This window comes from Actinomyces bouchesdurhonensis, assembly GCF_963540955.1.
GTDB classification, from domain to species: Bacteria; Actinomycetota; Actinomycetes; order Actinomycetales; family Actinomycetaceae; genus Pauljensenia; species Pauljensenia bouchesdurhonensis.
In genome coordinates this window covers 1-21,700 of sequence record NZ_CAUTSL010000041.1, presented here as the reverse complement: position 1 = coordinate 21,700, position 21,700 = coordinate 1, and the positions used below count along the sequence as shown (strand labels likewise).

Annotated in this window: 19 protein-coding genes and 1 pseudogene; 8 read left to right on the top strand and 12 right to left on the bottom strand. The window is 63.5% G+C overall.

Annotation, left to right across the window (positions count from 1 at the left end; genetic code table 11):
• From RYL44_RS07560 to RYL44_RS07520, 9 genes are all read right to left on the bottom strand, one after another.
• Positions 1-734, bottom strand: a 734-nt coding sequence (locus RYL44_RS07560; RefSeq protein WP_314975590.1) for an ankyrin repeat domain-containing protein, incomplete at its 3' end; no start/stop codon positions are given.
• A gap of 43 nt (positions 735-777) precedes the next feature.
• Positions 778-1,767, bottom strand: a complete 990-nt coding sequence (locus tag RYL44_RS07555; RefSeq protein ID WP_314975589.1) for an AlbA family DNA-binding domain-containing protein — start codon at positions 1,765-1,767, stop codon at positions 778-780.
• An 85-nt stretch (positions 1,768-1,852) separates the two neighbouring features.
• Positions 1,853-2,665 (bottom strand): hypothetical protein, encoded by an 813-nt coding sequence (locus RYL44_RS07550; RefSeq protein WP_314975588.1) that lies wholly within the window; start codon positions 2,663-2,665, stop codon positions 1,853-1,855.
• A complete protein-coding gene (locus tag RYL44_RS07545) occupies positions 2,665-3,393 on the bottom strand; it encodes an ABC transporter ATP-binding protein (protein WP_314975587.1) in 729 nt (242 codons plus the stop codon). Before RYL44_RS07545 ends, RYL44_RS07550 begins: the two co-directional genes overlap by 1 nt.
• An 18-nt stretch (positions 3,394-3,411) precedes the next feature.
• Entirely contained in the window at positions 3,412-3,774 is a 363-nt protein-coding gene (locus tag RYL44_RS07540) for a GntR family transcriptional regulator (RefSeq protein ID WP_314975586.1), read from the bottom strand.
• A 170-nt stretch (positions 3,775-3,944) separates the two neighbouring features.
• Entirely contained in the window at positions 3,945-6,311 is a 2,367-nt protein-coding gene (locus RYL44_RS07535) for a glycogen/starch/alpha-glucan phosphorylase (protein ID WP_314975585.1), read from the bottom strand.
• A 665-nt stretch (positions 6,312-6,976) separates the two neighbouring features.
• Positions 6,977-7,618, bottom strand: coding sequence for a peptidase (locus tag RYL44_RS07530; protein ID WP_314975584.1), 642 nt, complete (start codon positions 7,616-7,618; stop codon positions 6,977-6,979).
• Between the two features lie 204 nt (positions 7,619-7,822).
• Positions 7,823-8,449, bottom strand: a complete 627-nt coding sequence (locus tag RYL44_RS07525) for a MarC family protein (RefSeq protein ID WP_276739531.1) — start codon at positions 8,447-8,449, stop codon at positions 7,823-7,825.
• Positions 8,446-9,294, bottom strand: a complete 849-nt coding sequence (locus RYL44_RS07520; protein WP_314806389.1) for a PHP domain-containing protein — start codon at positions 9,292-9,294, stop codon at positions 8,446-8,448. Before RYL44_RS07520 ends, RYL44_RS07525 begins: the two co-directional genes overlap by 4 nt.
• A 238-nt stretch (positions 9,295-9,532) precedes the next feature.
• Between RYL44_RS07520 and RYL44_RS07515 the strand changes: the two genes are divergently transcribed.
• The 3 genes from RYL44_RS07515 (at position 9,533) to RYL44_RS07505 (ending at position 12,988) form a co-directional block, all read left to right on the top strand.
• Positions 9,533-10,345 (top strand): amino acid permease, encoded by an 813-nt coding sequence (locus RYL44_RS07515; RefSeq protein ID WP_314975583.1) that lies wholly within the window; start codon positions 9,533-9,535, stop codon positions 10,343-10,345.
• Positions 10,346-10,361: 16 nt separating this feature from the next.
• Entirely contained in the window at positions 10,362-11,360 is a 999-nt protein-coding gene (locus RYL44_RS07510; RefSeq protein ID WP_314975582.1) for an asparaginase, read from the top strand.
• A gap of 119 nt (positions 11,361-11,479) precedes the next feature.
• Positions 11,480-12,988, top strand: a complete 1,509-nt coding sequence (locus tag RYL44_RS07505) for an aminopeptidase P family protein (protein ID WP_314975581.1) — start codon at positions 11,480-11,482, stop codon at positions 12,986-12,988.
• Between the two features lie 34 nt (positions 12,989-13,022).
• Here RYL44_RS07505 and RYL44_RS07500 read toward each other — a convergent pair whose 3' ends face one another.
• Complete coding sequence (locus RYL44_RS07500) at positions 13,023-13,670, bottom strand: YflT domain-containing protein (protein WP_314975580.1); 648 nt, start codon at positions 13,668-13,670, stop codon at positions 13,023-13,025.
• A gap of 103 nt (positions 13,671-13,773) precedes the next feature.
• Between RYL44_RS07500 and RYL44_RS07495 the strand changes: the two genes are divergently transcribed.
• The 4 genes from RYL44_RS07495 (at position 13,774) to RYL44_RS07480 (ending at position 17,729) form a co-directional block, all read left to right on the top strand.
• A complete protein-coding gene (locus RYL44_RS07495) occupies positions 13,774-15,078 on the top strand; it encodes a magnesium transporter MgtE N-terminal domain-containing protein (RefSeq protein ID WP_073982790.1) in 1,305 nt (434 codons plus the stop codon).
• Positions 15,071-15,652: a DUF1003 domain-containing protein gene (locus RYL44_RS07490; protein WP_314768550.1), complete on the top strand. Its 582-nt coding sequence runs from the start codon at positions 15,071-15,073 to the stop codon at positions 15,650-15,652. The genes RYL44_RS07495 and RYL44_RS07490 overlap by 8 nt, the downstream gene beginning before the upstream one ends.
• Positions 15,653-15,662: 10 nt before the next feature.
• Positions 15,663-16,793 (top strand): Mrp/NBP35 family ATP-binding protein, encoded by a 1,131-nt coding sequence (locus tag RYL44_RS07485; RefSeq protein ID WP_314975579.1) that lies wholly within the window; start codon positions 15,663-15,665, stop codon positions 16,791-16,793.
• A 306-nt stretch (positions 16,794-17,099) separates the two neighbouring features.
• Positions 17,100-17,729, top strand: coding sequence for an O-methyltransferase (locus RYL44_RS07480; RefSeq protein WP_073982793.1), 630 nt, complete (start codon positions 17,100-17,102; stop codon positions 17,727-17,729).
• Between the two features lie 55 nt (positions 17,730-17,784).
• Here RYL44_RS07480 and RYL44_RS07475 read toward each other — a convergent pair whose 3' ends face one another.
• Both RYL44_RS07475 and RYL44_RS07470 read right to left on the bottom strand, forming a co-directional pair.
• Positions 17,785-18,708: a XamI family restriction endonuclease gene (locus RYL44_RS07475; RefSeq protein ID WP_314975578.1), complete on the bottom strand. Its 924-nt coding sequence runs from the start codon at positions 18,706-18,708 to the stop codon at positions 17,785-17,787.
• Positions 18,662-20,227: an Eco57I restriction-modification methylase domain-containing protein gene (locus tag RYL44_RS07470; protein ID WP_276739549.1), complete on the bottom strand. Its 1,566-nt coding sequence runs from the start codon at positions 20,225-20,227 to the stop codon at positions 18,662-18,664. Before RYL44_RS07470 ends, RYL44_RS07475 begins: the two co-directional genes overlap by 47 nt.
• A gap of 209 nt (positions 20,228-20,436) precedes the next feature.
• Here RYL44_RS07470 and RYL44_RS07465 point away from each other — a divergent pair.
• A pseudogene (locus tag RYL44_RS07465) lies at positions 20,437-20,601 on the top strand (methyltransferase); the annotation flags it as partial.
• Between the last annotated feature and the right edge of the window lie 1,099 nt (positions 20,602-21,700).

The following is a 21,700-nucleotide window of genomic DNA, read 5'->3' as shown; positions in this document are numbered from 1 at the left end:
GGCACGGACGGATCCAGCTCCAGCCGCTCCCCCACGACAGGCGCGCGCTGCGCCTCGCGCTGTTCCACCCCGAACAGCGCGCACAGCTCCGACAACGCAGCCGAGGCCTCGTCGAACGTCGCCTGAGAAATCGTTTCCGGCAGACCGTGCGTGATGAACGTGCAGCGCATCCGATCCATCGACCGCAGTGCGGTCGACACACGCTCGCCGACGGGTGCCCCAACGGACAGGAGCAGCCGAATCACCGCGAGCGCGCGCGGCGTGTCCAGGAAGTTGTGCCAGGCCACCACGCTCTCCACAAGCGTCGCCTTCCCGTACACCCTCGAGTCGGCAACAACCAGCGGATCCGCGCCCCACGCAATCATCTGCGACACGTCGGCGACGGGAAAACGCTCGACGACGCCGAACAGCGCCGTCTGGTCGGAGGTGTCGCGGGCGTTAATGTCGCCTCCGCGCGCGATCAACAGCGGGATTTGATCGAGGCACCGCGACTGCACGCGCGCGTGAATCGGAGTGCGCTGATACCGGTCACGCGAGTTGATGTCCTCGCCGCGTGCCAGCAGGAAGTCCGTGATCTCCTCGGAAGCAGGGAAATGCATGAGCCTCGGCTCGTAGGCGGACCCCCGCAGGTACGCGCCGATCTCGCAGCGCGCGACCGCCTGAGCCACAGCCTCGACGTCACCGGACGCGATGATCTGCTTGATGTCCGCGGGCAGGGTCTTGCGCAGGCGCATGCCTACTCTCCTCTCTGAGCTCCTCGGGCCAGTCTAACGCGACCTACTCCCCCTCAGACGCCCCGCCACTGTGCTTCGCACGCTCCGTGAGGACGCGCTCGACAACGCGCGGCAGGCGGGCGGGGGTGTCGCGGTGGCGACGAAGCGTGAAGAACAGGCGAATGCGGGTCAGCGGCGAGACGCGCACGGATTCGGGCCAACGCGTAGCCACGTACTGCACGGCGTCGGCGACCTCGAGGCGCCGCGTCGAGTTGCCGACGCGCACCCACAGCTCGGCCTCGCCTTTGCCCTTGGGGCCCTTCAGGTACACGGGACGGGTGGACGGCGGGATCGTCACCCGGCATACCTCCTGGCGTTCGTAGCCCTCCTGGGGGTCCGAGGCCTCGGCGAAGTCGAGGAGGGGCAGCGCGGCCGCGTTGGTGCCCAGGCGCTGGCCCCACAGGTCGCGGATCCACAGCTCGAAGCGGTCGGCGTCCGGGGTCTTGAGGGTCGCGTAGTCGGGGCCCAGCCCGATGAGCCGGCCGTCGTCGTCCACGCCGATGAGGAGGGTGCCGCCGCCGGAGTTCATGAACGCGGCGACCGTCTTCGCGATGACGGTTTCCATGGCGTCGTCGCGCTTGCCGGCGCGCATGTTCCAGCGGGCGCTCGACTTGAATTCGAGGGAGTCGGATTCGCCGCGCTTGGCGACCTCGGCGATGGGGTCGAGGCCGGGGCGCGGATGCAGGTACGCGACGATCAGGGAGACGATGACGACCACGACGAGGGCCACCGCCGCGGCCACGCCGATCATCGCTGGGCGCCGCATGTCGGAGGAGGAGAAGATCCAGCCTGCGACCAGGAGGCCGCCCCACAGGCCGCCCAGGCCGGTGAGGGTCGCCGAGGCCGTGGACATCGTCATGCGCGAGGCTAGGAGGCGCCGCACGACCATACCGATCACCCAAGCCAGGACAAGAAGCAGGACCTGAATGCCCACCCACCGCAGCAGGTCGGGGTTCTGGGGTGTGGCCCCGAAGCGGGGTCCCTCGGCTGTCATCTGCGCTCCTCACGGACAAGTCGGCGGCGGGATCGGATGCAATAACCCTATCCCACCGCCGACTGCTCCTCAGCGCATCACGCCATCAGCGCAAGGACGTGTGCTTCTCAATCGAACGGGAGGCCCACACGCCCAGGATCAGGGCGAATAGGGGCACGAGAACATAGGAGCCGATGCCGATGACGTTCGGGGGGCCGTCGGTTCCCATCGTCGCCCGGTACGAGGCCCACATAATCTCTGTGGAGAAGTGGCCATCAGTCGTGACGGACAGCGGGAGGAAGAACGTGCCAACCGTGGAAAGCACCTGGTTCACGATGTACACCAGGACGAAACCGATGATGGGCGCGCCGAAGCCAAGATGGTTGAAGCGTCCTTCCGCGCCGATCGTCATGGCGGCGCAGGCCTGCACGACCCACGACATCGCAAGGATGAGCTGCGCGGCGATTATGAGGACCACGGTCAAGGTGGGCATTCCGGCCACGAGCGAACGCGGTCCGGCCGTGTAATCGGCGAGGCTAATGCCGTCGCTCCACGCGGCGGCCGAAGCGACGGCGAGGATTCCGCCGACGGCCAGTGCGAGGGCCAGAAGGCACTCGATCATGATGCGGGTGTTCTTCGCCCAGAAGACGACCTTTCCGGAGATCGGCAGGCTCATCGTGAAGTAGCCGCGCTGCCCGTAGAGGGTCTTCCAGTAGTCGGCCAGGGCCGCGATCGCGCAGGCGACCGGCGTGAGCGCGCACAGCGCGTAGGCGAGCACCGCGGTGGAGCCGCTGATCCCCGGCAGCCCCGCGGCGACGATTCCCGAGGCAACCGCGATCACAGCGATAAACGCCCCGAAGGAACGCCCGTCCACGACGGCACGCGACCGGATTTCGTAGGCAAGCAGTTTGGCGTACATCAGCGGTACTCCTTCCGGAAGATGGCGTCGAGGGAATCGCCGTGGGTGGCCCGCAGATCGTCGGCGTCGCCCTGCAGAAGGACCTGTCCGTCCTTCATGAAGAGCGCGTAGTCGACGAAGTGCTCGATGTCGGAGATGAGGTGGGTGGACATGATGAGCAGCGAGGCGGGGTCGAATTCGCGCAGGATGCCGTCGAGGATGACGTCGCGCGTCGCCGGGTCGACGCCGCTGATGGGCTCGTCGAGTAGGTACACGCGGGCGCGCCGGGACATGATGAGGCTGATCTGTAGCTTCTCCCCCATGCCCTTGCTCATCTGGCCGAGGCGGCGGTCGGTGGGCAGTCCGAAGAAGTCGACCATCGAGGCGGCCTTGTCGGTATCAAAGTCGGCGAAGAACGTGGAGTAGACGCGGATCGCGTCCGCCGCGGTCCAGTCGGTGTTCAGGAAATCGGCGTCGGGCAGGTAGGAGACGATCGCCTTGGTGGCGACGCCGGGCGCGTGCCCGTCGATGGTGACGGTTCCCTGGTAGTCGGAGAGGACTCCGGCGAGGATCTTGAGCAGCGTGGTCTTTCCGCAGCCGTTGGGGCCCATGAGGCCCACGATGTGTCCGGATTCGAGGCTCAGGTTGTAGTCGCGCAGGGCGGGGGTCGAGCGGTAGCTCTTCGTCAGGCCGGTGACCTCGACGAGGCCGGGGCCGGCCGCGCTCGCGCCTGTGGGTTGGGTGGTCATGAGAGTTGTCCTCCTGGTTTACAGGTCCGCGTTCCAGCGCTCGGTGACGAGGCTGTGGGCACCGTCGCGGTCGACGCTGAGGGCTCGGCAGGCGCGAATGAAGGCGTCGGCCGCTGCGCGCGCATCCTCCTGGCGGAGGACGCGGAGCGCAGTGTCGTCGGTGGCGACATATCGTCCGGCCGTCCGCTTGGGGACGGTGAGTCCTTCGTCGTCGAGGGCGGCAAGGGCTCGTTGGACGGTGTTGGGGTTGGTGCCGGCCTCGATGGCGAGGTCGCGGACGGAGGGGATCTTCTGGCCGGGCTTCCACGTGCCGTCAGTGATACGGGCGCGGAAGTTGTCGGCCAGCTGGATCCAGATGGGGCGGGTGTCATCGATGCGCATCGATGTGTCCCTCCTGTCTTGCTGTATTAATACACTAATACAATGACACAGTTTCCAAACTGTGTCAACCCACTAATACAGTTCAGTCACATGCTGACACACTCGCACGTTTCCAGACACGGAGAAAGGCCCGGAACCGTGCGGTTCCGGGCCTTTCCTACGCGAATGCGTCAGGCGATCGGCTCACCCTCGATGTGCCAGACCTCGCGAGCGTAGTCGGAGATCGTGCGGTCCGAGGAGAAGCGGCCGGAGCGGGAGATGTTCGCCCACACGCGCTTGTTCCAAGCCTTCTGGTCGCGATAGTCAGCGGCCATGCGGTCCTTGGTCTCGCGGTAGGAAGCGAAGTCACCCAGGACGTAGTACACGTCGGCTGGATCGTAGCCGCCCTCGAGGATCGAGTGGCGGATGTCGTAGAACCAACCCGAGTTGTTGTCGTTGAGCGTGCCGTCAGTCAGGGCGTCAATGACGCGCTTGAGACCGGGGACGTTCTCGTAGTGCCAACGGGGGTCGTAGTGGCGACGCAGCTCGGGCAGCTCATCGTCGGTCGCGCCGAAGATGTAGGCATTGTCCGCGCCCACGGCCTCGAGAATCTCAACGTTCGCGCCGTCCAGGGTACCCAGGGTGAGGGCGCCGTTCATCATGAACTTCATGTTGGACGTGCCCGAGGCCTCCTTGCCGGCCATCGAGATCTGCTCGGAGACGTCGGCGGCGGGGATGATGTGCTCGGCGGGCGAGACGTTGTAGTTGTGGACGAAGACGACCTTGATGCGGCCGTTGATGTCCTCGTCGTTGTTCACCAGCTCAGCGATGGCGTTGATGAGCTTGATGATGGCCTTGGCGCGGATGTAGCCGGGGGCAGCCTTCGCGCCGAAGATGAACACGCGGTTGGGGGTGTCCAGCGTCGGGTCGTCCTTCATGCGGAAGTACAGGTCCAGGACGTAGAAGGCGTTGAGCAGCTGACGCTTGTACTCGTGCAGACGCTTGATCTGAACGTCGAAGATCGAGTCGGGGTCGATCTCGACACCCTCGCGATCCTTGATCCACGCGGCGAAGTCGACCTTGTTGGCGTGCTTGATCTCGCCCAGGCGCTTGAGCACGTCGTCGGTGCCGGCCTCGGTGAACTTGGAAAGCTCGGTGAGGTCGCGGACCCACGCGTCGGAGCCGGTGACCTCGTCGAGGAGGGCAGCCAGGCGGGGGTTGCACTGCTTGAGCCAGCGGCGCGGGGTCACGCCGTTGGTCTTGTTGTTGAAGCGCTCGGGCCAAATCGCGTACCACTCCTTGAGGGTGTCACGCTTGATGATCTCAGTATGGAGGGCGGCGACACCGTTGATTGAGTAGGAGCCGTAGCAGGCGATCCAGGCCATGTGCACGGTGTTGCCCGAGACGGGGGCCATGTAATCAATAGTGCCCTGGTCGAGGCCACGCTCGGCCATGTCGATGCGGAAGCGGCGGTCGATCTCGCGCACGATTTCGGCGATGCGCGGGAACAGGCGGTCGAAGATGTGAATATCCCAGGTCTCGAGGGCCTCCGCCAGAACCGTGTGGTTCGTGTAGGCGAAGGTCTTGGAGACGACCGCCCAGGCCTCTTCCCAGCCGAGGCCGTGCTCGTCCATGAGGATACGCATGAGCTCGGGGATGGCGAGGACGGGGTGCGTGTCGTTGAGCTGGACGGCGTTGTACTCGGCGAAGCCATTCAGGTCGGCGCCGTGGTGACGCACGTAGTTCTCGACGATCTCCTGCAGGGAGGCGGAGCAGAAGAAGTACTGCTGGCGCACGCGCAGGACCTTGCCCTCGAACGTGGTGTCGTTGGGGTACAGGACGCGGGAGATGTCCATGGTGCGCTCACGGTCGATGATGGCGTCGGTGAAGCGCTGGGAGTTGAAGGCGTCGTAGTCGAATTCCTCGATGGGTTCGGCCTTCCACAGGCGCAGGGTGCCCACGTTCTTGGTGCCATAACCGGTGATCGCGATGTCGTAGGGGACGGCGCGAACGGTCAGGTCGGCGTAGGAGACGATGCGGGAGCGCTCTTCGCGGCGGATAACGAAGGGGTAGCCCTCCTCCATCCACGGGTCCGGATGCTCGGTCTGGAAGCCGTTGTCGAAGAGCTGCTTGAACAGGCCGTAGCGGTAGAGGATGCCGTAGCCGCGCACGGGCAAGTCCAGGGTGGCGCAGGAGTCGAGGAAGCAGGCGGCGAGGCGGCCGAGGCCACCGTTACCGAGGGAGGCGTCCGGTTCCTCTTCGAGGACCTGACCGAGGTCGAGGCCGTAGGCGGCGAGGGCTTCGCGAGCCTTCTCGACGAGGCCGAGGTTCGAGAGGTTGTTGAGCAGGGCGCGGCCCATGAGGAACTCGGCGGAGAAGTAGTGTTCCTGACGGCCCTTGGCATAACGCTCGGTGGTGGCGGCCCAGTTGTCAGCGATCTGATCAACGATGGCAGCGGACAGACCCTGCCACACCTCCATCAGAGTCGAGTCTTCAACGGGGCGCCCGGAGGTCGCACGCACGTGCGAGGGCAGCGACTGCGTCAGATCCAGCGTCATATGACTTCCTTTTTTGTGTCTACGCCCTCCCGCCAAGCGGCGAGTCCCGGATAGGGATCGGGCCTCACCTTAGAGATTACCGATCCGAGCAGCTAATTCCCTGTTGTGACCGCCCTCTGGGAGATTCACCACCCCCGCCCACGTGACCGACTACACCACCTGGATAGACCCCATGACTAAAGACCCAACCCTCACACTCCCCTACCAGCCCACACGCGGTCGGACCTGCGCGAAGACCCGCGCGCGTTCCGCGATGACAACAGGAACAACACTCTGAGAGGGAAGACGCTGCACGGTCTCGAGACCCCAACACCCCAGAGGGCACGGCATAGGCAGCCGACACGAAGGACGAGGCAACGGGGGTGCGCCCCTGCGGGGGCACTGCCCGCGGGGGCGCATATACAGGAAAGTGGCACCCCTCGATGGAGCGGTGCCACTTTCCATCACCGGTTCATCATGAGGGCTCAATTCATGGTGACTTTCGGTACCCCCATTGTGCATGTGACGCGCATATCATTTCAAGGCGAAACACCTGGTTTTCGTTGCAAATCTGCGGGTTATGTTTGCACATTCGTGCACAAATCAGTGCCGAGCTGCGCAAACTAGACACGTTGTGGGTCCGCTCAAAGCGAGCAGACCCACAACGTTTGTCAGACAACTACGCCTCAGTGACGCTTACGAGCGATCACGAGGGTCACGCCGCCAGCCAGCGCAATGACACCTGCGCCCGCAGCGAGGGAGGAGAAGCCGGTGTTCGCCAGCGTCGAGTTGGCCGCAGCAGAACCCTCCGCGGGTGCGCCCACACCCTGAATACCGCGACGCGCACTCACAGGGGAAAGGCCATTGCCGGGAGAAACCTGACCGCGGGCGCTCACGCGTGAACCTGCGACACCGTTAGAACCGGTACCCGGCTCAGCTCCGGGGGCCGAAGTGTCAGGCTGATCAGTGCTGGGAACCTCACCTCCGGGCGTCTCACCACCGGGCGTCTCACCACCAGGGGTCTCACCACCGGGGGTCGAACCACCGGGCGTCGAACCACCAGGGGTCTCACCACCGGGCGTCTCACCACCAGGGGTCTCACCACCGGGGGTCGAACCACCGGGCGTCGAACCACCGGGGGTCGAACCACCGGGGGTGGGTTCTTGGGACGCGGGGACAGAAGGGGCTGGAGTGGGCTGGCTGACGCTCGGGTTATCTTTCACAGGATCGCCAATGGGGGTCTCGGCGGCGAACGCGACACCAGCAGAGGCGGCGATGATGCCGAGCGCTGCACTGGCGGCGAACAGCGATGAAGTCGTCTTCTTCATTATGTCTCCTGAAGAGGATGTGATGAGGGATGAATGCTCGACCCTGACTGATGCGGGGCGCATCATCTCAGGGTGCTGAGCCTTACCCTACAACACTTCCTGACCATTCCGAAGACTTTTCTTAAAATCACACCCCCGTAGGCTGCACAAACTGTAGAAATTTAAGGAAAATACTCGGTAAGTAACGAACATTCGGGCAGGTCATCACCCCTGCGCTGACGCAATAAACTTGAAAATACCCTCCATGATGAGTTGCGTCGCAATTGCCGCCAACAACAAACCTGAAATCTTGGTCAGCAGCATGATGCCGCCGGGTCCCAACAAGCGAGACAGAACAAGCGAGAACCGCATCGTCAACCACATGACGACGTGCGCCAGGATCACTGCAACCACAACAGCAATCCACGAGCCGACGTTCACACCCGCCTGCCCGACAGCAACCATGACGGCGACGATGGATCCGGGCCCGGCGAGGAGCGGCGTCCCCAGTGGTACGAGCGCAACGTTGACGCCCTCGTCTCCCGTATCGGGGGTCGAAGAGTCGGTGCCCATGAGGAGTTCCATGGCGACGAGGAAGAGCAGGACGCCGCCGGAAAGCTGCAGGGCTTCCATCGAAATGCTCAAAAGACGCAGGATCTGTCCGCCCAGGATCGCGAAGGTGAGGATCACGCCGAAGGATACGGAGGTTGCCTGGATGGCAGCTCGCCGCTGCTGGTGCTGGGAGTAGCGCGAGGTGAGCCCCAGGAAGATCGGCACGGTGCCGACCGGGTCCATGATGACTGTCAGCGTGGTGAAAGCCGTGGCGAAGAGCGCGACGTCGAAAATGCTCACGGGCGCACCACCTCGATGCAGCCCTGCGCGACGACCTCAGCGATCACGTCGGGGTTGGTCGTGTTTTCACCGATGCGGTTGGGTTTACCGGTGCCGTGGTAGTCGGAGGAACCGAAGACGGCCAGGCCCATATCGCGGGCCATGCGCTCGACGTCGGCGCGGTCCTCGGGTCCATGGTCGCGGTGGTCGCGCTCGATGCCGAAGAGTCCGGCCGCCGTCATGTCGGCGATCGTGGCCTCGGGCAGCAGGCGCTGGCGCTTGCGGGCACGAGGGTGGGCCAGGACGGGAACTCCCCCGGCCTGGCGCACGCAGCGCACAGCCTCGACTGGGTCGGGCGCCCAGTGGTGAACGTAGTAGGGGCCGGAGGGGTGCAGGGCCTCGACGAAAGCTGCGCTGCGGTCGGGGAAGGCTCCGGCGGCCACGAGCGCGTCAGCGATGTGCGGGCGCCCGACAGGGCCGCCAACGGGCGCGAAAGACACAACGTCCTCCCACGTAATCGGGTAGTCGGCGGCCAGGTTTGCCACCATTCGCTGCGCTCGGGTTTCGCGGTCTTCGCGAGTTCGTCGGAAATTTTCGACGAGGCCGGGGTTGGTCGGGTCGAAGAGGTAGGCCAGCAGGTGCACGGTAATACCCGAGGCAGAGCACGACATTTCGGCACCCCGGATAAGACTGACGCCCGAGGCAGGAACCGCAGTGACGGCCTCGTTCCACCCGGCCGTCGTGTCATGGTCGGTTAACGCGATCGCGTCGAGTCCGGCCTGCGCGGCGATAGCAAGGAGCTGCGCGGGAGTGTCAGTTCCATCCGAGTAAGCGCTATGAGTATGGGGATCAATTCGCTTCACCATCTGAGACTACCGCATTAATCCGGTCACACCACCGCCTCGTGCAGGCACGACCCGCGAGCGCGCCCGGCCCTGGCACAATCCCTTGAATTTTCAGCGCGCACTCAACGTCACGCGCACGTTATTTCGCTGGCCACAGCCAGTTTTTGAGAATCCGTCCACCTCCGGCGAGGCGTCGATCACTGTAGGAAACTGGCTGCGCACGGCTCTTCGGTCCCCTCAACACTGATTGGAGTACTGCGTGTCTGACAAGGATCAGACTCAGGTGTCCACCGCCGCCGACGCGGGTGATGCCGGGTATAACAAGGCTTTGAAAAACCGTCACATCCAAATGATCGCGATCGGCGGGTCGATCGGCACCGGCCTGTTCCTGGGTGCCGGCGGCCGTCTGGCCCAGGGCGGCCCCGCGCTGCCCAACAACGCCTACTCATCGGAAGACTCCCCTTTCACGACATTCTTCTCTGGCATCGGTGTGCCCCACGCGGATGACATCATGCAGGTTGTCGTCTTGACGGCTGCTTTGTCCTCCCTAAACGCGGGCTTGTACGCGACCGGTCGCACGCTGCGTTCGATGGCACTCGTGGGCGAGGGGCCGCGCTTCACCTCCCGCCTCAACAAGAACCATGTCCCCTCAGGCGGCATCATCATCACCGCATCGCTCGGCCCGTTGGGCGTTCTCTTGAACGCATTCGTTCCCACAAAAGCCTTCAACATCGTCATGGATCTGGCGGGCATCGACATCGCCGACACCTGGGCAATGATCCTCATTTCCCACCTGGCGTTCCTGCGCAAGGTCAAGCGCGGCGAAGAGCAGCGTCCCGAGTTCCGCATGGCGGGCGCCCCCAACACCAACTACCTGGCGCTGCTCTTCTTCACGGTGGTCGTCGCCTCCAACGTGACCTCCGAGTCGGGCCGCTGGCCCCTCGTGCTCTTCGCTGTGATCGTCATCCTCATGGTCGTCGGCTGGTATTACGTGCGCGGGCGCGTCGGCAACCTGACCGACGAGGCCGCAGCTTCCCTCCAGGGTGACGAGACCCTGGTCACCGGCGAGTAAAACGAAGGGTACTCTCATGCGTCTTCACGTCACGTACTCCGGCGGAACCATCGGCATGGTCGATTCCCCGGAGGGTCTGCGCCCCGGCGCTGACCTGCAGGGTTGGTTCGGATCCCAGCTGGAGGGCATCGAACTGGCGTCGAACATTTCAATGTCAACGCTGGACCCGCTCATCGACTCCTCGGAGGCCACCCCCGAGGACTGGCAGGCCATCATCGACGACATTAACGCGCACGCAGGCGAGGCCGACGCTTTCTTAGTCCTGCACGGCACGGACACGATGGCCTATTCAGCCGCGGCGCTGTCCTACGCCCTGGCGAACCTGGGTAAGCCGGTCGTCTTGACCGGCTCCCAGTACCCACTCGGTGTCGTCGGGTCGGACGCCTCGGCGAACGTCACGGGCGCGCTGCGCGCCGCAATCTCACCACACGCCCAAGGCGTCATGCTCTTCTTCGGCCACAAGCTCCTCGCGGGCAACCGCGCCACCAAGACCTCGTCGTGGGCGTTCCGAGGCTTCGAGTCGCCGTCCGTGTCACCCCTGGCACGCACGGGCGCCCCGTGGCGCTGGTACGGGCCTCCACATCCCGGTACCGGCTGGCAGGATCCCAGCCCGTACACGCGCCAGGACGTGGCCGTCATCGACGTGGTGCCCGGGATCAGCGCCGCCCGCCTGCGCGCGATGACGACGCCCCACCCGGACGCGCTCATCCTGCGCACCTTCGGTGTGGGTAACATTCCAGCCTCCGAACCGGGCCTGGTGGATGTCCTCGACGAGCTGGCACACGCCGACGTGCCGATTATCGTCGCTTCCCAGTGCTACCAGGCAGAAGTCATGCTCGGCCATTATGAGGCCGGCAACGCCCTGGCCAAGCTCGGCGCGGTCGGCGCCCACGACATGACGCTGGAAGCCCTGTACGCCAAGACCGTCTTCCTGCTCTCACAAGACAAACGGGGCGCTGACTTCGCGACCTACATGGGCAGCTCCATCGCCGGGGAACTCACTCCCCAGGACTGAGCGATCTGCACCCGACCCGGCCCCGGCCTCGTCCCACGCGCCCCCACACCGGGCACGAGGCCGGAGCACACTCATACGCGCAAGGTTTCCTTCCCTCCCCACACCGTAGAATGGTCGCCATGAGTGAAGAAGAATCCCAGTCCATGGCTGATCGCGGCGAAAGTCGCTCCCGTCAGCCCCAGTCCTCCGCCTTCCGTGAGTTCATCGGATCCGGGTGGGCCCCGCGCCCAACCCAGCTGCCCGAACGCCAGCGCGTCGCCGACTTCCTGAACGCACGCGCCCTCAAAGCGGGACTCCCCTTCCCCGGCGAACGCCTCGTCATCCCCGCCGGACCCTACAAAGTCCGTTCGAACGACTGCGACTACCGCTTCCGGGCGCACTCCGCGTTCGCGCACCTGTCGGGCCTGGGCGGTGAGAAGGAACCAGACACGGTCCTGGTGCTCGAACCGAATGAGGACGGCACGCACACGGCCCTGCTCTTCTTCAAGCCACGCGCGTCACGTTCCTCCAAGGAGTTCTACGCCAACCCGCGCTACGGCGAATTCTGGGTGGGTGCACGCCCCTCCCTCGACGAGGTATCCGCAGCGACCGGCCTGGAAACACGCCACATCGACACGCTACGCGACGCCCTGGCGAAGGACGTCGGCCAAGTGAGCCTACGCATCGTTCGCGGCGTTGACACCCACATCGAAAATATGGTCAACGAAGTGCGCAACCAGGCGGGCCTACCGTTCGGAGACGACGCGCGCGAGGCCGACGAAGCACTCGAAGAACACCTCTCCGAAATCCGCCTCAAAAAGGACACCTTCGAAGTCGAGGAAATGATCCGCGCGGTCAAAGTCACCAAGGCCGGCTTCGAAGACATCATCCGCGTTCTGCCGCGAGCCGTCGGCCACCACCGCGGCGAACGCGTCATCGAAGGCGCATTCGCGGCCAACGCCCGCGAGGAAGGCAACGGCCTGGGGTATGAGACCATCGCAGCCGCCGGCAACCACGCGAACACCCTGCACTGGATCGACAACGACGGCGAGGTGCGCGAGGGCGACCTGGTGCTGGTCGACGCCGGCGTCGAGGTCGACTCACTCTACACCGCTGACATCACACGTACGCTGCCCGTCAACGGCCACTTCACCGAGGTCCAGGCCCGCGTCTACCAGGCCGTCCTGGACGCCTGCGAGGCAGCTCTGGCGCGCGCGGGCCAGCCGGACTGCCACTTCAAGGACGTGCACGACGCCGCCATGGAGGTCATCGCTTCCCGCCTGCATGAGTGGGGCATCCTGCCTGTCACCCCCGAAGAATCCCTGGCCACCACCGGCCAGCAGCACCGCCGCTGGATGCCGCACGGCACCAGCCACCACTTGGGCCTGGACGTGCACGACTGCGCGAAAGCGCGCGCCGAACTCTACCAGGGCGCGTTGCTGGAGCCGGGCATGGTCTTCACGATCGAACCGGGCCTATACTTCCGCGCCGACGACCTCCTGATCCCCGAAGAGTACCGCGGCATCGGCGTGCGTATCGAAGACGATGTCGTGGTGAACGCCGACGGCACCGTCACGCGCATCTCCGAAGACATTCCGCGCACGATCAGCGACGTCGAAGCGTGGATCGCGCGCGTCCAGGGGCGCTGAGCGCACCGAGCGCATCCCGCCACGTCAAGCGCTCTTACGGGCGCTGATCGGGCGCCTCGGTCTGGTCTCCCTCCGGGGACGAGGCCGGGGCGTCCCCGCCCGGAACCACGCCATCTTGCGTGGCCGCCCCGAAACGCGGTCGCCCATCGGGGAAAAAACCGGTGGGATCTTTGCGGGGACGCGTGGCCTGCTCACGCGCCTGCTTGGGGCGAGCCATATTCCCGGGCGTGCGCTGCAGAAGCGTGAAAGCACGATCAATGTCAGCGGAAGCCAGGATCGCGTAGCGCAGCGCCACAACCTGCTGCGACGAAACAAGATCACGGTTGCGCCCACGCAGGATGAACGCCAGAGCCGCCAACGCCATGCCCGCGAGCGCGCCAACGACGATGCCGCCCAGGACCCACAGCCCCGTACCACCCGCATTGTTCCCAGCCGACATAAACATGCCGGCGAGAGCACCCCACAGGGCGCCGCTGGACGCGCCCGACATCGACGCGCGAGCAATCGTGAGACGCCCCCTCACCCGCTCCACCATGTGCAGGTCCGTTCCAACGATCGTGATCGACGAAACGTCGAAACCGTTGTCAGACAGGAAGTCAACCCCCGCGCGCGCCTGCGCGTAGGTCCGGTAGGAAGCCACCTCGGTGCCAGTGGGCATCTTCGGTTCCATCACGACGGGCATTCTCTCTCCAATCATCCACAGCCGAGTGACCTGGGACTCATTGTCCACCCGGTACCGGCTCTCCGTTACGACGCATTCAACGTCACCAGCCTAAAATGATTAGGTGAGCGTTGCATCTATTGAACTTGGCACCAAGGGTCGCCGCGTGTACATCGGAAAGCTCGCCGGCACTGGTGTTTTCGACCCTTTGGGCGACCAGGTCGGCAAGATTCACGATGTTGTCGTCATCTTTCGGCTGAAATCAGAGGCCAACGTCATCGGCTTCGTCGTCGAGGTCGGGCCGCGTAAGCGCGTCTTCCTGCCGCTCACTCGCGTGACCTCCATCGAATCCGGTTCCGTCATCACGACCGGCCTGCTCAACATTCGTTCATTCACGCAGCGCCCCATTGAAACCCTGGTCCTGTCCGAACTCTTCGACCGGGTCGTCACCATGAACGACGGCTCCGGGCAGGTGCGTATCCTCGACGTGGCTATGCGTCAACGCCGTCCCAAGGACTGGGTTATCTCCACGCTGCACGTCCAACGCGTACGCACCTCATCGCTGGGTTTCACGCGCAGCGGCGAAACCCTGACGGTGGACGTCTCCGAAGTGTCTGGCCTACTTAAAACCGATTCGAATCAGGCGGCCACCGCGCTCCTGCAGTACACGGAGGACATGCGTCCAGCTGACCTAGCGGACTTCATTCACTCCCTGCCCCACGACCGCAAGATGGCGGTCGCCCAGCAGCTCACCGACGCGCGCCTGGCCGACGTGCTCGAGGAGCTCGGTGACGACGACCGCGTAGCGATAGTCTCCGCTCTCCAGGCGGCGCGCGCCGCCGACGTTCTGGACGTCATGCAACCCGACGACGCTGCAGACCTCGTCGCCGAACTACCTGCCGCGCAGGCGCAGTCCCTGCTGGCCCTCATGGAACCCGAAGAGGCAGAGGACGTGCGACGCCTCATGACCTACGACGAGTCCACGGCGGGTTCACTAATGACCACCGAACCGATCATTTTCGCCCCCAACGCGACCGTCGCCCAGATGCTCGCAGCCGTGCGCCGCGAAGACATCCCAGCCTCGATCGCTACCGTCGCCTTCATTGCCCGTCCGCCACAGGAAACACCGACCGGCCAGTACCTGGGCATGGTCCACATTCAGCGGGCGCTGCGCGAACCCCCACAAACTCTGCTCGGAACGATCCTGGACCGCGACATTGAGGCCGTGGACCCCAACGCGCACATCGCGAAGGTCACGCGACTGTTGGCCACCTACAACCTGACAGTCCTGCCCGTCGTCGACGAGGATGGGCACCTGCACGGTGCCGTATCGGTCGATGACGTGCTCGACGAGCTGCTACCCGAAGACTGGCGAGATTTCGACGACGACGTGACCGACCGCATGATGGCAAGGAGCATCGATGGCTGATCGCCTGGACAACCCGCTCGAAAAGCGCCGCTGGTTCTTCCGCCGCTCCTCTGGTGGCGGCGACGGCTTCGGTCGCTTCGCCGAGGCTACCGCCCGCTTCATGGGGTCCCCCCGCTTCGTCCTCTACATGACAATCTTCGTCGTGGCGTGGATCACCGCGAACCTCCTTCTTGCGGGCATCAGCGAAGATTCCGCGTGGGACCCCTACCCCTTCATCCTCTTAAACCTCGCATTCTCAACCCAGGCCTCGTACTCGGCCCCGCTCATTATGCTCGCGCAGAACCGACAGGACGCCCGCGACCGCGTCGTGGCCGAACAGGACCGCATTCGCGCCGAGCGTAACCTCGCCGACACCGAGTACCTTGCCCGAGAAATCGCTGGCCTGCGCCTGGCCCTCCAAGATGTCGCCACACGCGACTTCGTGCGCTCTGAGCTGCGCGACATGCTCGAAGACCTACGAGCCGAGATCGCTGCGGACGCCGCCAACGCCTCGTTAAACGAGGCATCTGCCGAGAGCGAGCACGAGAGCGACGAAGCCGTTCGTCCCCTAGAAGATGAGGACACCGAACAGTAGAGTGGGGGCCATGCCAGTCACGCTCAATTCCGTCATGGAAGTCCTCGGCCAGGTCATCGACCCCGAGATCCGTCGCCCCATCACCGACCTCAACATGGTGACCCCCGACCTGATCACCATCGACGGCTCGTCCGTCACCATCAAGGTCCTGCTCACCACCGCCGGATGCCCCCTACGGACCCAGATCACGAAAGACGTCACCGAGCGCGTGGGCGCCCTCGACGGCGTCGAGAACGTTAGCGTCGAAATGGGCGTCATGGACGACGACCAGAAGAAGGCGCTGCGCGAGAAACTCAACGGCGGTCGCCCCGAGCGTGAGATTCCCTTCTCCCGCCCCGACTCCCTCACGCGCGTCATCGCCGTCACCTCCGGCAAAGGCGGCGTCGGTAAGTCTTCCATGACCGCGAACCTGGCCGCCGCGCTGGCCGCCCAGGGCCTGAAAGTCGGCGTCATGGATGCGGACATCTACGGCTTTTCTATCCCGCGCATGCTCGGCGTCGACCACGACCCGCAGGTCATCGACGGCATGATGATCCCTCCCGTGGGTGCCGGCGGCGTCAAAGTCATCTCCATCGGCATGTTCGTGCCCGACGGCCAGGCCGTCGTGTGGCGCGGCCCCATGCTTCACCGCGCCCTCCAGCAGTTCCTTGCAGACGTGTTCTGGGGGGACCTGGACGTACTCCTCATCGACATGCCTCCCGGCACGGGCGACGTCGCCATCTCGATCGCCCAGCTGCTACCCACCTCCGAGATTCTCGTCGTGACAACCCCGCAGGTCGCCGCCGCCGAAGTCGCTGAACGCGCAGGCTCCATCGCCGCCCAGACGAACCAGAAAGTCATCGGCGTCGTCGAAAACATGTCCTTCCTGCCCCAGCCCGACGGTTCACGCCTGGAGATCTTCGGCGCGGGCGGCGGCCAGTCCGTGTCCAAGCGCCTGACCGCCCAGCTCGGCTACGAGGTGCCGCTGCTGGCCCAGGTGCCCCTCGACATCGCCCTGCGTGAGGGCGGCGACCGCGGTGAACCCGTTGCCGTCGCAACCGGTCCCGCCGCCGAGGTGCTCACTGCCCTCGCCAAGCAGCTGTCCTGCGTGAACCGCGGCCTTGCGGGTCGCCCGCTTGGGGTCTCCCCACTCCGGCACTAAGGTTCCCTCGCGCTCACGTTCGCGGTATCGTCCTGGTTGACGAGGCCACTGCGGCTTGCGGATCCGTCCGCGGTATCGGGGCGCTCCAGCAACGCCAGCTCGTGCGGGGCAACGTAGCCGTTCCGGGGGTCGCCTTCTTTCCTTTTCGAGGGTCTCGCGCACGCACGCGCCAGGGGTTCATCGCGTTTTTCGCGGGCAATCGGAGCGCCATCGCGCCCAGGTCGCGCCTCGCCTGTACCCTGTTGCGTGGAGAGGCGCGTGTGGGCGCACCGCTTCGAGGAGACCGAAACAACGTGAGGATCAGTGATGGCGGATAAGGCCCAGACCTGGGTGTACACCGAAGACTACGTGGCGGAGAGCGATGCTCTGACCGCCGCGCGCGCCGTCGCATCCGAACTGGGCGCTACCCCCGTCTCCTCTGGAACCGGCGCCGCTTTGCGGATGCTGGCCGCCGTGTCTGGCGCGCGGGCAGTCCTCGAAGTGGGGACGGGCGCGGGAGTGTCCGGCCTGTGGCTGTTGGACGGCATGGCCCCTGATGGCGTGCTGACGACGATTGATGTCGAGTCCGAGCTGCTCGGGCACGCGCGCCGCAATTTTATCGCCGCGGGCCTGTCTTCCCACCGGACACGCCTCATCGCTGGGCGGGCCCTTGATGTGCTTCCACGCATGGCGGCACGCGGCTACGACATGGTTGTTCTCGACGGTGATTTGGATGAGACTCCTCAGTATCTGGATCATGCCGTGCGAATCCTCCGCCCTGGTGGCACGATCGCCTTCGTGCATGCCCTGTGGCACGATCAGGTCGCGGATCCCGCTCGCCGCGATGCGCGGACCGTCGTCGCCCGCGAGGTCGTCAACTACCTGCGCGACTCCGAGGAATTCGTGCCCACGCTGCTACCCGTCGGTGATGGCCTCGCTGTCGCCGTCAAGCGCTGAGAACCGCGACAGCGCTGTCCGTTCCCCTTTCGGTCGTGCGACGTCCCTGATCGGTCTATGCCTCCCAAGTGAGGCGAATAAAGTCCTGTAATTGATCGAGGTCGTGACTCCAGAACAGTGACAGGCCCGATTGCTGCGCCTCGAGAAGATTTTGAACCTTGAAGACACCAGAAAGAACAGCGGCGGGGACCACACCGTGTGTACCAAACTGCACGAGCCATCCGGTGACCTTTGCGAGCGTATCGTGATTGACGCGCTTATAACTATTGACCGCAGAATGTGACACCTTCGCTTCGATGGCCAAAATCCTGCCGTCGTACAGGCGCGCAATCAGGTCTGCCTTGTGCCCTCCCAGCACCGATTCCATACAGAACTCACCGATGTCGGGCGCACGATAGGGCGTGTCAACGGTTCGCCGCCTGACCTTGCGAAGTCCCGCGTCCTGCAAAGCCTGAGCAATGTCGCCTTCCTGGCGGTCCTTCGCTTCAGAGCGACGACGGGTTTGCGATCTACTGGACGCGATAATTGCCGTTGACGACACGACAGCGATGCGCAGCTCTTCATCAGTAGGCGTCCTACCCTCTCGAAACCAGGGAAAACGCCAAGGGTCAATGCTCGCACGAATCACATGAGCTACGCGCTCAGCGGCATCCGGGTCACTATCGAACGCAGCTACCGAAAACTTAACGTCGGCAAGAACCTTGAGATCATCATCACTGATGAAAGGTGACGCAAGATAACGCAGCGCGTACCTCTTATCCTCATCTAACAGATAGTGACGCACCACCGATGAAAGATTTAGCAAATTATCGCTATCTTCAAGCAAGTTACGCACATAGACGCAATAATGTTCAAAATCGGAAATATACCCGGCGTGCGGCTCGGTAATACGTCTCTCTTTGAACTCACTGATCGAACGATCGACGTCTATTTCAAGCTGAGCACGCGACCAAACTAGTGGCATACTCTGACGCGCCATCACACGCTCCTTCCCTGAGGAAATCAAGACTCGGAATCATGATGCGCTCCATCTCCTTTGGCTCAAACTTAGTTAAACCTCCGGCGTACGTTCTCCCGTCGGATAGTTCAACATTACGATTCAAAAAGTGAAGGAACATGGCAAGCTCATGATCGGAATAATTCTCTCGGGGATACAGCCCATGGACGACATTGATGTGCCGCGCCCGCACTATGTTACGAACGAATCGTGGGGGACGACGCGCCATGTACGTGGCAAGGATAGGCGCGTCGGCAGATAGGCCAACACTCCACCATGCCTTGCGATGACGAACGACATAGCCCTGATCCGCACCAACACGACGCGCATGAGCAATATAACGCTCAATGCGATCGACGCTATCCTCATCGAGAGAATCGTAATTAAGCGGAATATCAATGACGCACTTCAGGTGCGAGGAGGATGTCAGCTGATTCCCGGATGCAAAGAGTTCACGCGCCTTCGTCACTGACGGATAAAGTACTGATTCGGGTAAATCGACGTCATCCTTGCGAACAACCCACACTCGATTTGCTCCCGTCACAGTCCCCCGATGCACACGAAAATACTCTCCCAATTCCACGAATCCTTGCGGATGCTTCTTGCGGGAACGGCCAATCGACGACCAACGCGGACTGGATTCAAGAACAGCGCGCTTAACGCCAATTCCCTGACCAAGGCACCCAAGGCCAGACGAGGAGTCCACACGACTCATAAGAACTCTGTCGGAGGCGTCACCGCATGCGAAACATGTAATGACACCCGTGACCTGCGTATTTGCGAATGGAAGCGACGTCGGATCAAAGACATGTATCTCTTCAAGCGTCAGAGCACTGAGCAACAACCGTCGCAACGACACCCCGTAATTGACATCCAGCCATTCGGAGCTGGTAATGAATGCACCAATGTCGCCCGGCTGAGCATACTTCGCAGTCGCGAAGAAGAAGTACGAGTGCAAACCTGCAAGCTTTGAGGATGGAACACCCAGCTCTTGAGCTGTCGCAGCATACCATTCCTTCCATCGTGGCTGAATCTCATGGTGACGAACGTATGGCGGATTTCCGATATAGAGGGTGAGGCCATCGATCTTTTCAATAACGGTGTCTCGATAGTCAGCAAGTCTAAACTCAATCCGATCATCAACACCCCACACGTGAGCGTTCGCTCGCGCCATCAGAAGAGCAATGGGATCGGTGTCAATTGCAATTCCTTTCGCATGAGGGAAACGTTTCATGGCCTCCACAATGAAACGCCCCGATCCAGTTCCGGGGTCCACGACACGAGAGGGAGTAGCCCTGCCTTGCGCCCAGTTCATCATCGACTGAACGATTTCGAGCGGCGTGAACGTCTGACCTGCTGTTCGCCTGTCACTCGATGAGCGAAGGGCACAGAACATCTCTCCCAGGGGATCGTCACCAGCGAGAATCTTTTGCCGCAGTCGCTGCGTCTCTACCTCAAACGGGATGGCCTCCACAACTTGCGCGCGCTCACTATCCGTCACGCGTGCACAATCAACTCCAAGGGCAACACAGGAAGACACGAGAGTTCTCAGCCCGCCGTCGGAACCGTGCATCTTATCCCCTTTCTTTTCCTGCTAGCTGCCCCAATTCTGGCACGGGCCATGCACATCAGCGTCCCCACGCAGACCCGAGAGCACGTCATTCGCGCAAAGTATGACACAGCTCATCACAGCACGCGCACACCGGATTCGCCTACATGCATGCCCTGTGGCACGATCAGGTCGCCGATCCCGCTCGCCGCGAGGCGCGGACCGTCGTCGCCCGCGAGGTCGTCAACTACCTGCGCGACTCCGAGGAATTCGGGCACACGCTGCTACCCGTCGGTGACGGCCTCGCTGTCGCCGTCAAGCACTGAGAGCCACGACAGCGCGCTAAGCTGGCTCTCACCCAACCAATACGCACGCCAATGGGCGCAACACCACTAATAACAACCAACAACCCTCAAAACACCCGGTCCGCAAAACCAGACCAAGCCAGGCCAGGGGTAATGGTGGGGGTTTTGCAGCATTAGAAGCCTCTCTTCGGCGTGTCGCCGGCGTGTCGCGCCTCTAATGGTGCAATTCCCCCCGTTTGGTGGCGATGTCATCGGCAGGCAAGTCACGCACGGGTCCCCGTGTAGCGCAATTCCCCACGCTTGCAGTCGGTGAGGGCGCGGTTCGGGGCGGCGCCCACGTCGCAAACCACCTCGGTGACAAACGCCGACAACGGGGTGTCGTGGGCGAGGTGGTCTGCGTTGTGGACGCAACGGCGCCTGGCCTGGTGTGTCGCTCGCACATGAACCGCTGAACATGCGCGTTAGCCCCGCGACACGCACGCAAACCCCTAGATATGCGCCAGGGCGCCGCCCACGCGCGTGCCATCGGGCCCACGTGCGGATTAGAGGGCCCACGTGCGGATTAGAGGGTCCACGTGCGAGGTGTCGAACCCACGCGCATACCATCGGGCCCACGTGCGCGGCGAGGAACGCAGGCAGCTAGCGCGCTCGGAGCAGTTTCGCATGCAATTCGATTGAATGAACTTTCAACAGTGTCCGCAAACGTTGCAATTCCAACGATATGGTTGCGTGGTGTGGCGCGGTGTTGGGGGAATTGCATGCGACATTCGTAGGATAGCTCGCCGGGCGGGAGTCATGCACTACCACTCATAGCACCGCCGGTAGCGCGGCCGGTAGCACCGCCGGTAGCGCGGCCGGTAGCACCGCCGGTAGCGCAGCCGCTGGCGCGCCAGTGGCGCGCCAGCGGCCTGACACGGTGGATACCGTCGCCGCAAACGACCTGCCCAAGCCCCACCGCGACAGATCAAGGGACCACGCACAGGCACGCGATGAAACAACCACCTCCAACACCGACTTTCCCGTACTAGCAGGCCGAAAGCTCTCAACATAACCGGCTCTTCGCATTTGGGTTATAGGACATTTCGTGTTGCTGGGGTTAGTCCCAGGTGTTGTGGTAGGG

Excerpts from the sequence above, each read along its gene's own strand:
- RYL44_RS07535 (WP_314975585.1), bottom strand. The coding sequence starts at position 6,311 with ATGACGCTGGATCTGACGCAGTCGCTGCCCTCGCACGTGCGTGCGACC.
- RYL44_RS07485 (WP_314975579.1), top strand. The coding sequence starts at position 15,663 with ATGCCAGTCACGCTCAATTCCGTCATGGAAGTCCTCGGCCAGGTCATC.
- RYL44_RS07540 (WP_314975586.1), bottom strand. The coding sequence starts at position 3,774 with ATGCGCATCGATGACACCCGCCCCATCTGGATCCAGCTGGCCGACAAC.
- RYL44_RS07475 (WP_314975578.1), bottom strand. The coding sequence starts at position 18,708 with ATGGCGCGTCAGAGTATGCCACTAGTTTGGTCGCGTGCTCAGCTTGAA.
- RYL44_RS07530 (WP_314975584.1), bottom strand. The coding sequence starts at position 7,618 with ATGAAGAAGACGACTTCATCGCTGTTCGCCGCCAGTGCAGCGCTCGGC.
- RYL44_RS07500 (WP_314975580.1), bottom strand. The coding sequence starts at position 13,670 with ATGCCCGTCGTGATGGAACCGAAGATGCCCACTGGCACCGAGGTGGCT.
- RYL44_RS07490 (WP_314768550.1), top strand. The coding sequence starts at position 15,071 with ATGGCTGATCGCCTGGACAACCCGCTCGAAAAGCGCCGCTGGTTCTTC.
- RYL44_RS07480 (WP_073982793.1), top strand. The coding sequence starts at position 17,100 with ATGGCGGATAAGGCCCAGACCTGGGTGTACACCGAAGACTACGTGGCG.
- RYL44_RS07555 (WP_314975589.1), bottom strand. The coding sequence starts at position 1,767 with ATGACAGCCGAGGGACCCCGCTTCGGGGCCACACCCCAGAACCCCGAC.
- RYL44_RS07510 (WP_314975582.1), top strand. The coding sequence starts at position 10,362 with ATGCGTCTTCACGTCACGTACTCCGGCGGAACCATCGGCATGGTCGAT.
- RYL44_RS07505 (WP_314975581.1), top strand. The coding sequence starts at position 11,480 with ATGAGTGAAGAAGAATCCCAGTCCATGGCTGATCGCGGCGAAAGTCGC.
- RYL44_RS07520 (WP_314806389.1), bottom strand. The coding sequence starts at position 9,294 with ATGGTGAAGCGAATTGATCCCCATACTCATAGCGCTTACTCGGATGGA.
- RYL44_RS07545 (WP_314975587.1), bottom strand. The coding sequence starts at position 3,393 with ATGACCACCCAACCCACAGGCGCGAGCGCGGCCGGCCCCGGCCTCGTC.
- RYL44_RS07550 (WP_314975588.1), bottom strand. The coding sequence starts at position 2,665 with ATGTACGCCAAACTGCTTGCCTACGAAATCCGGTCGCGTGCCGTCGTG.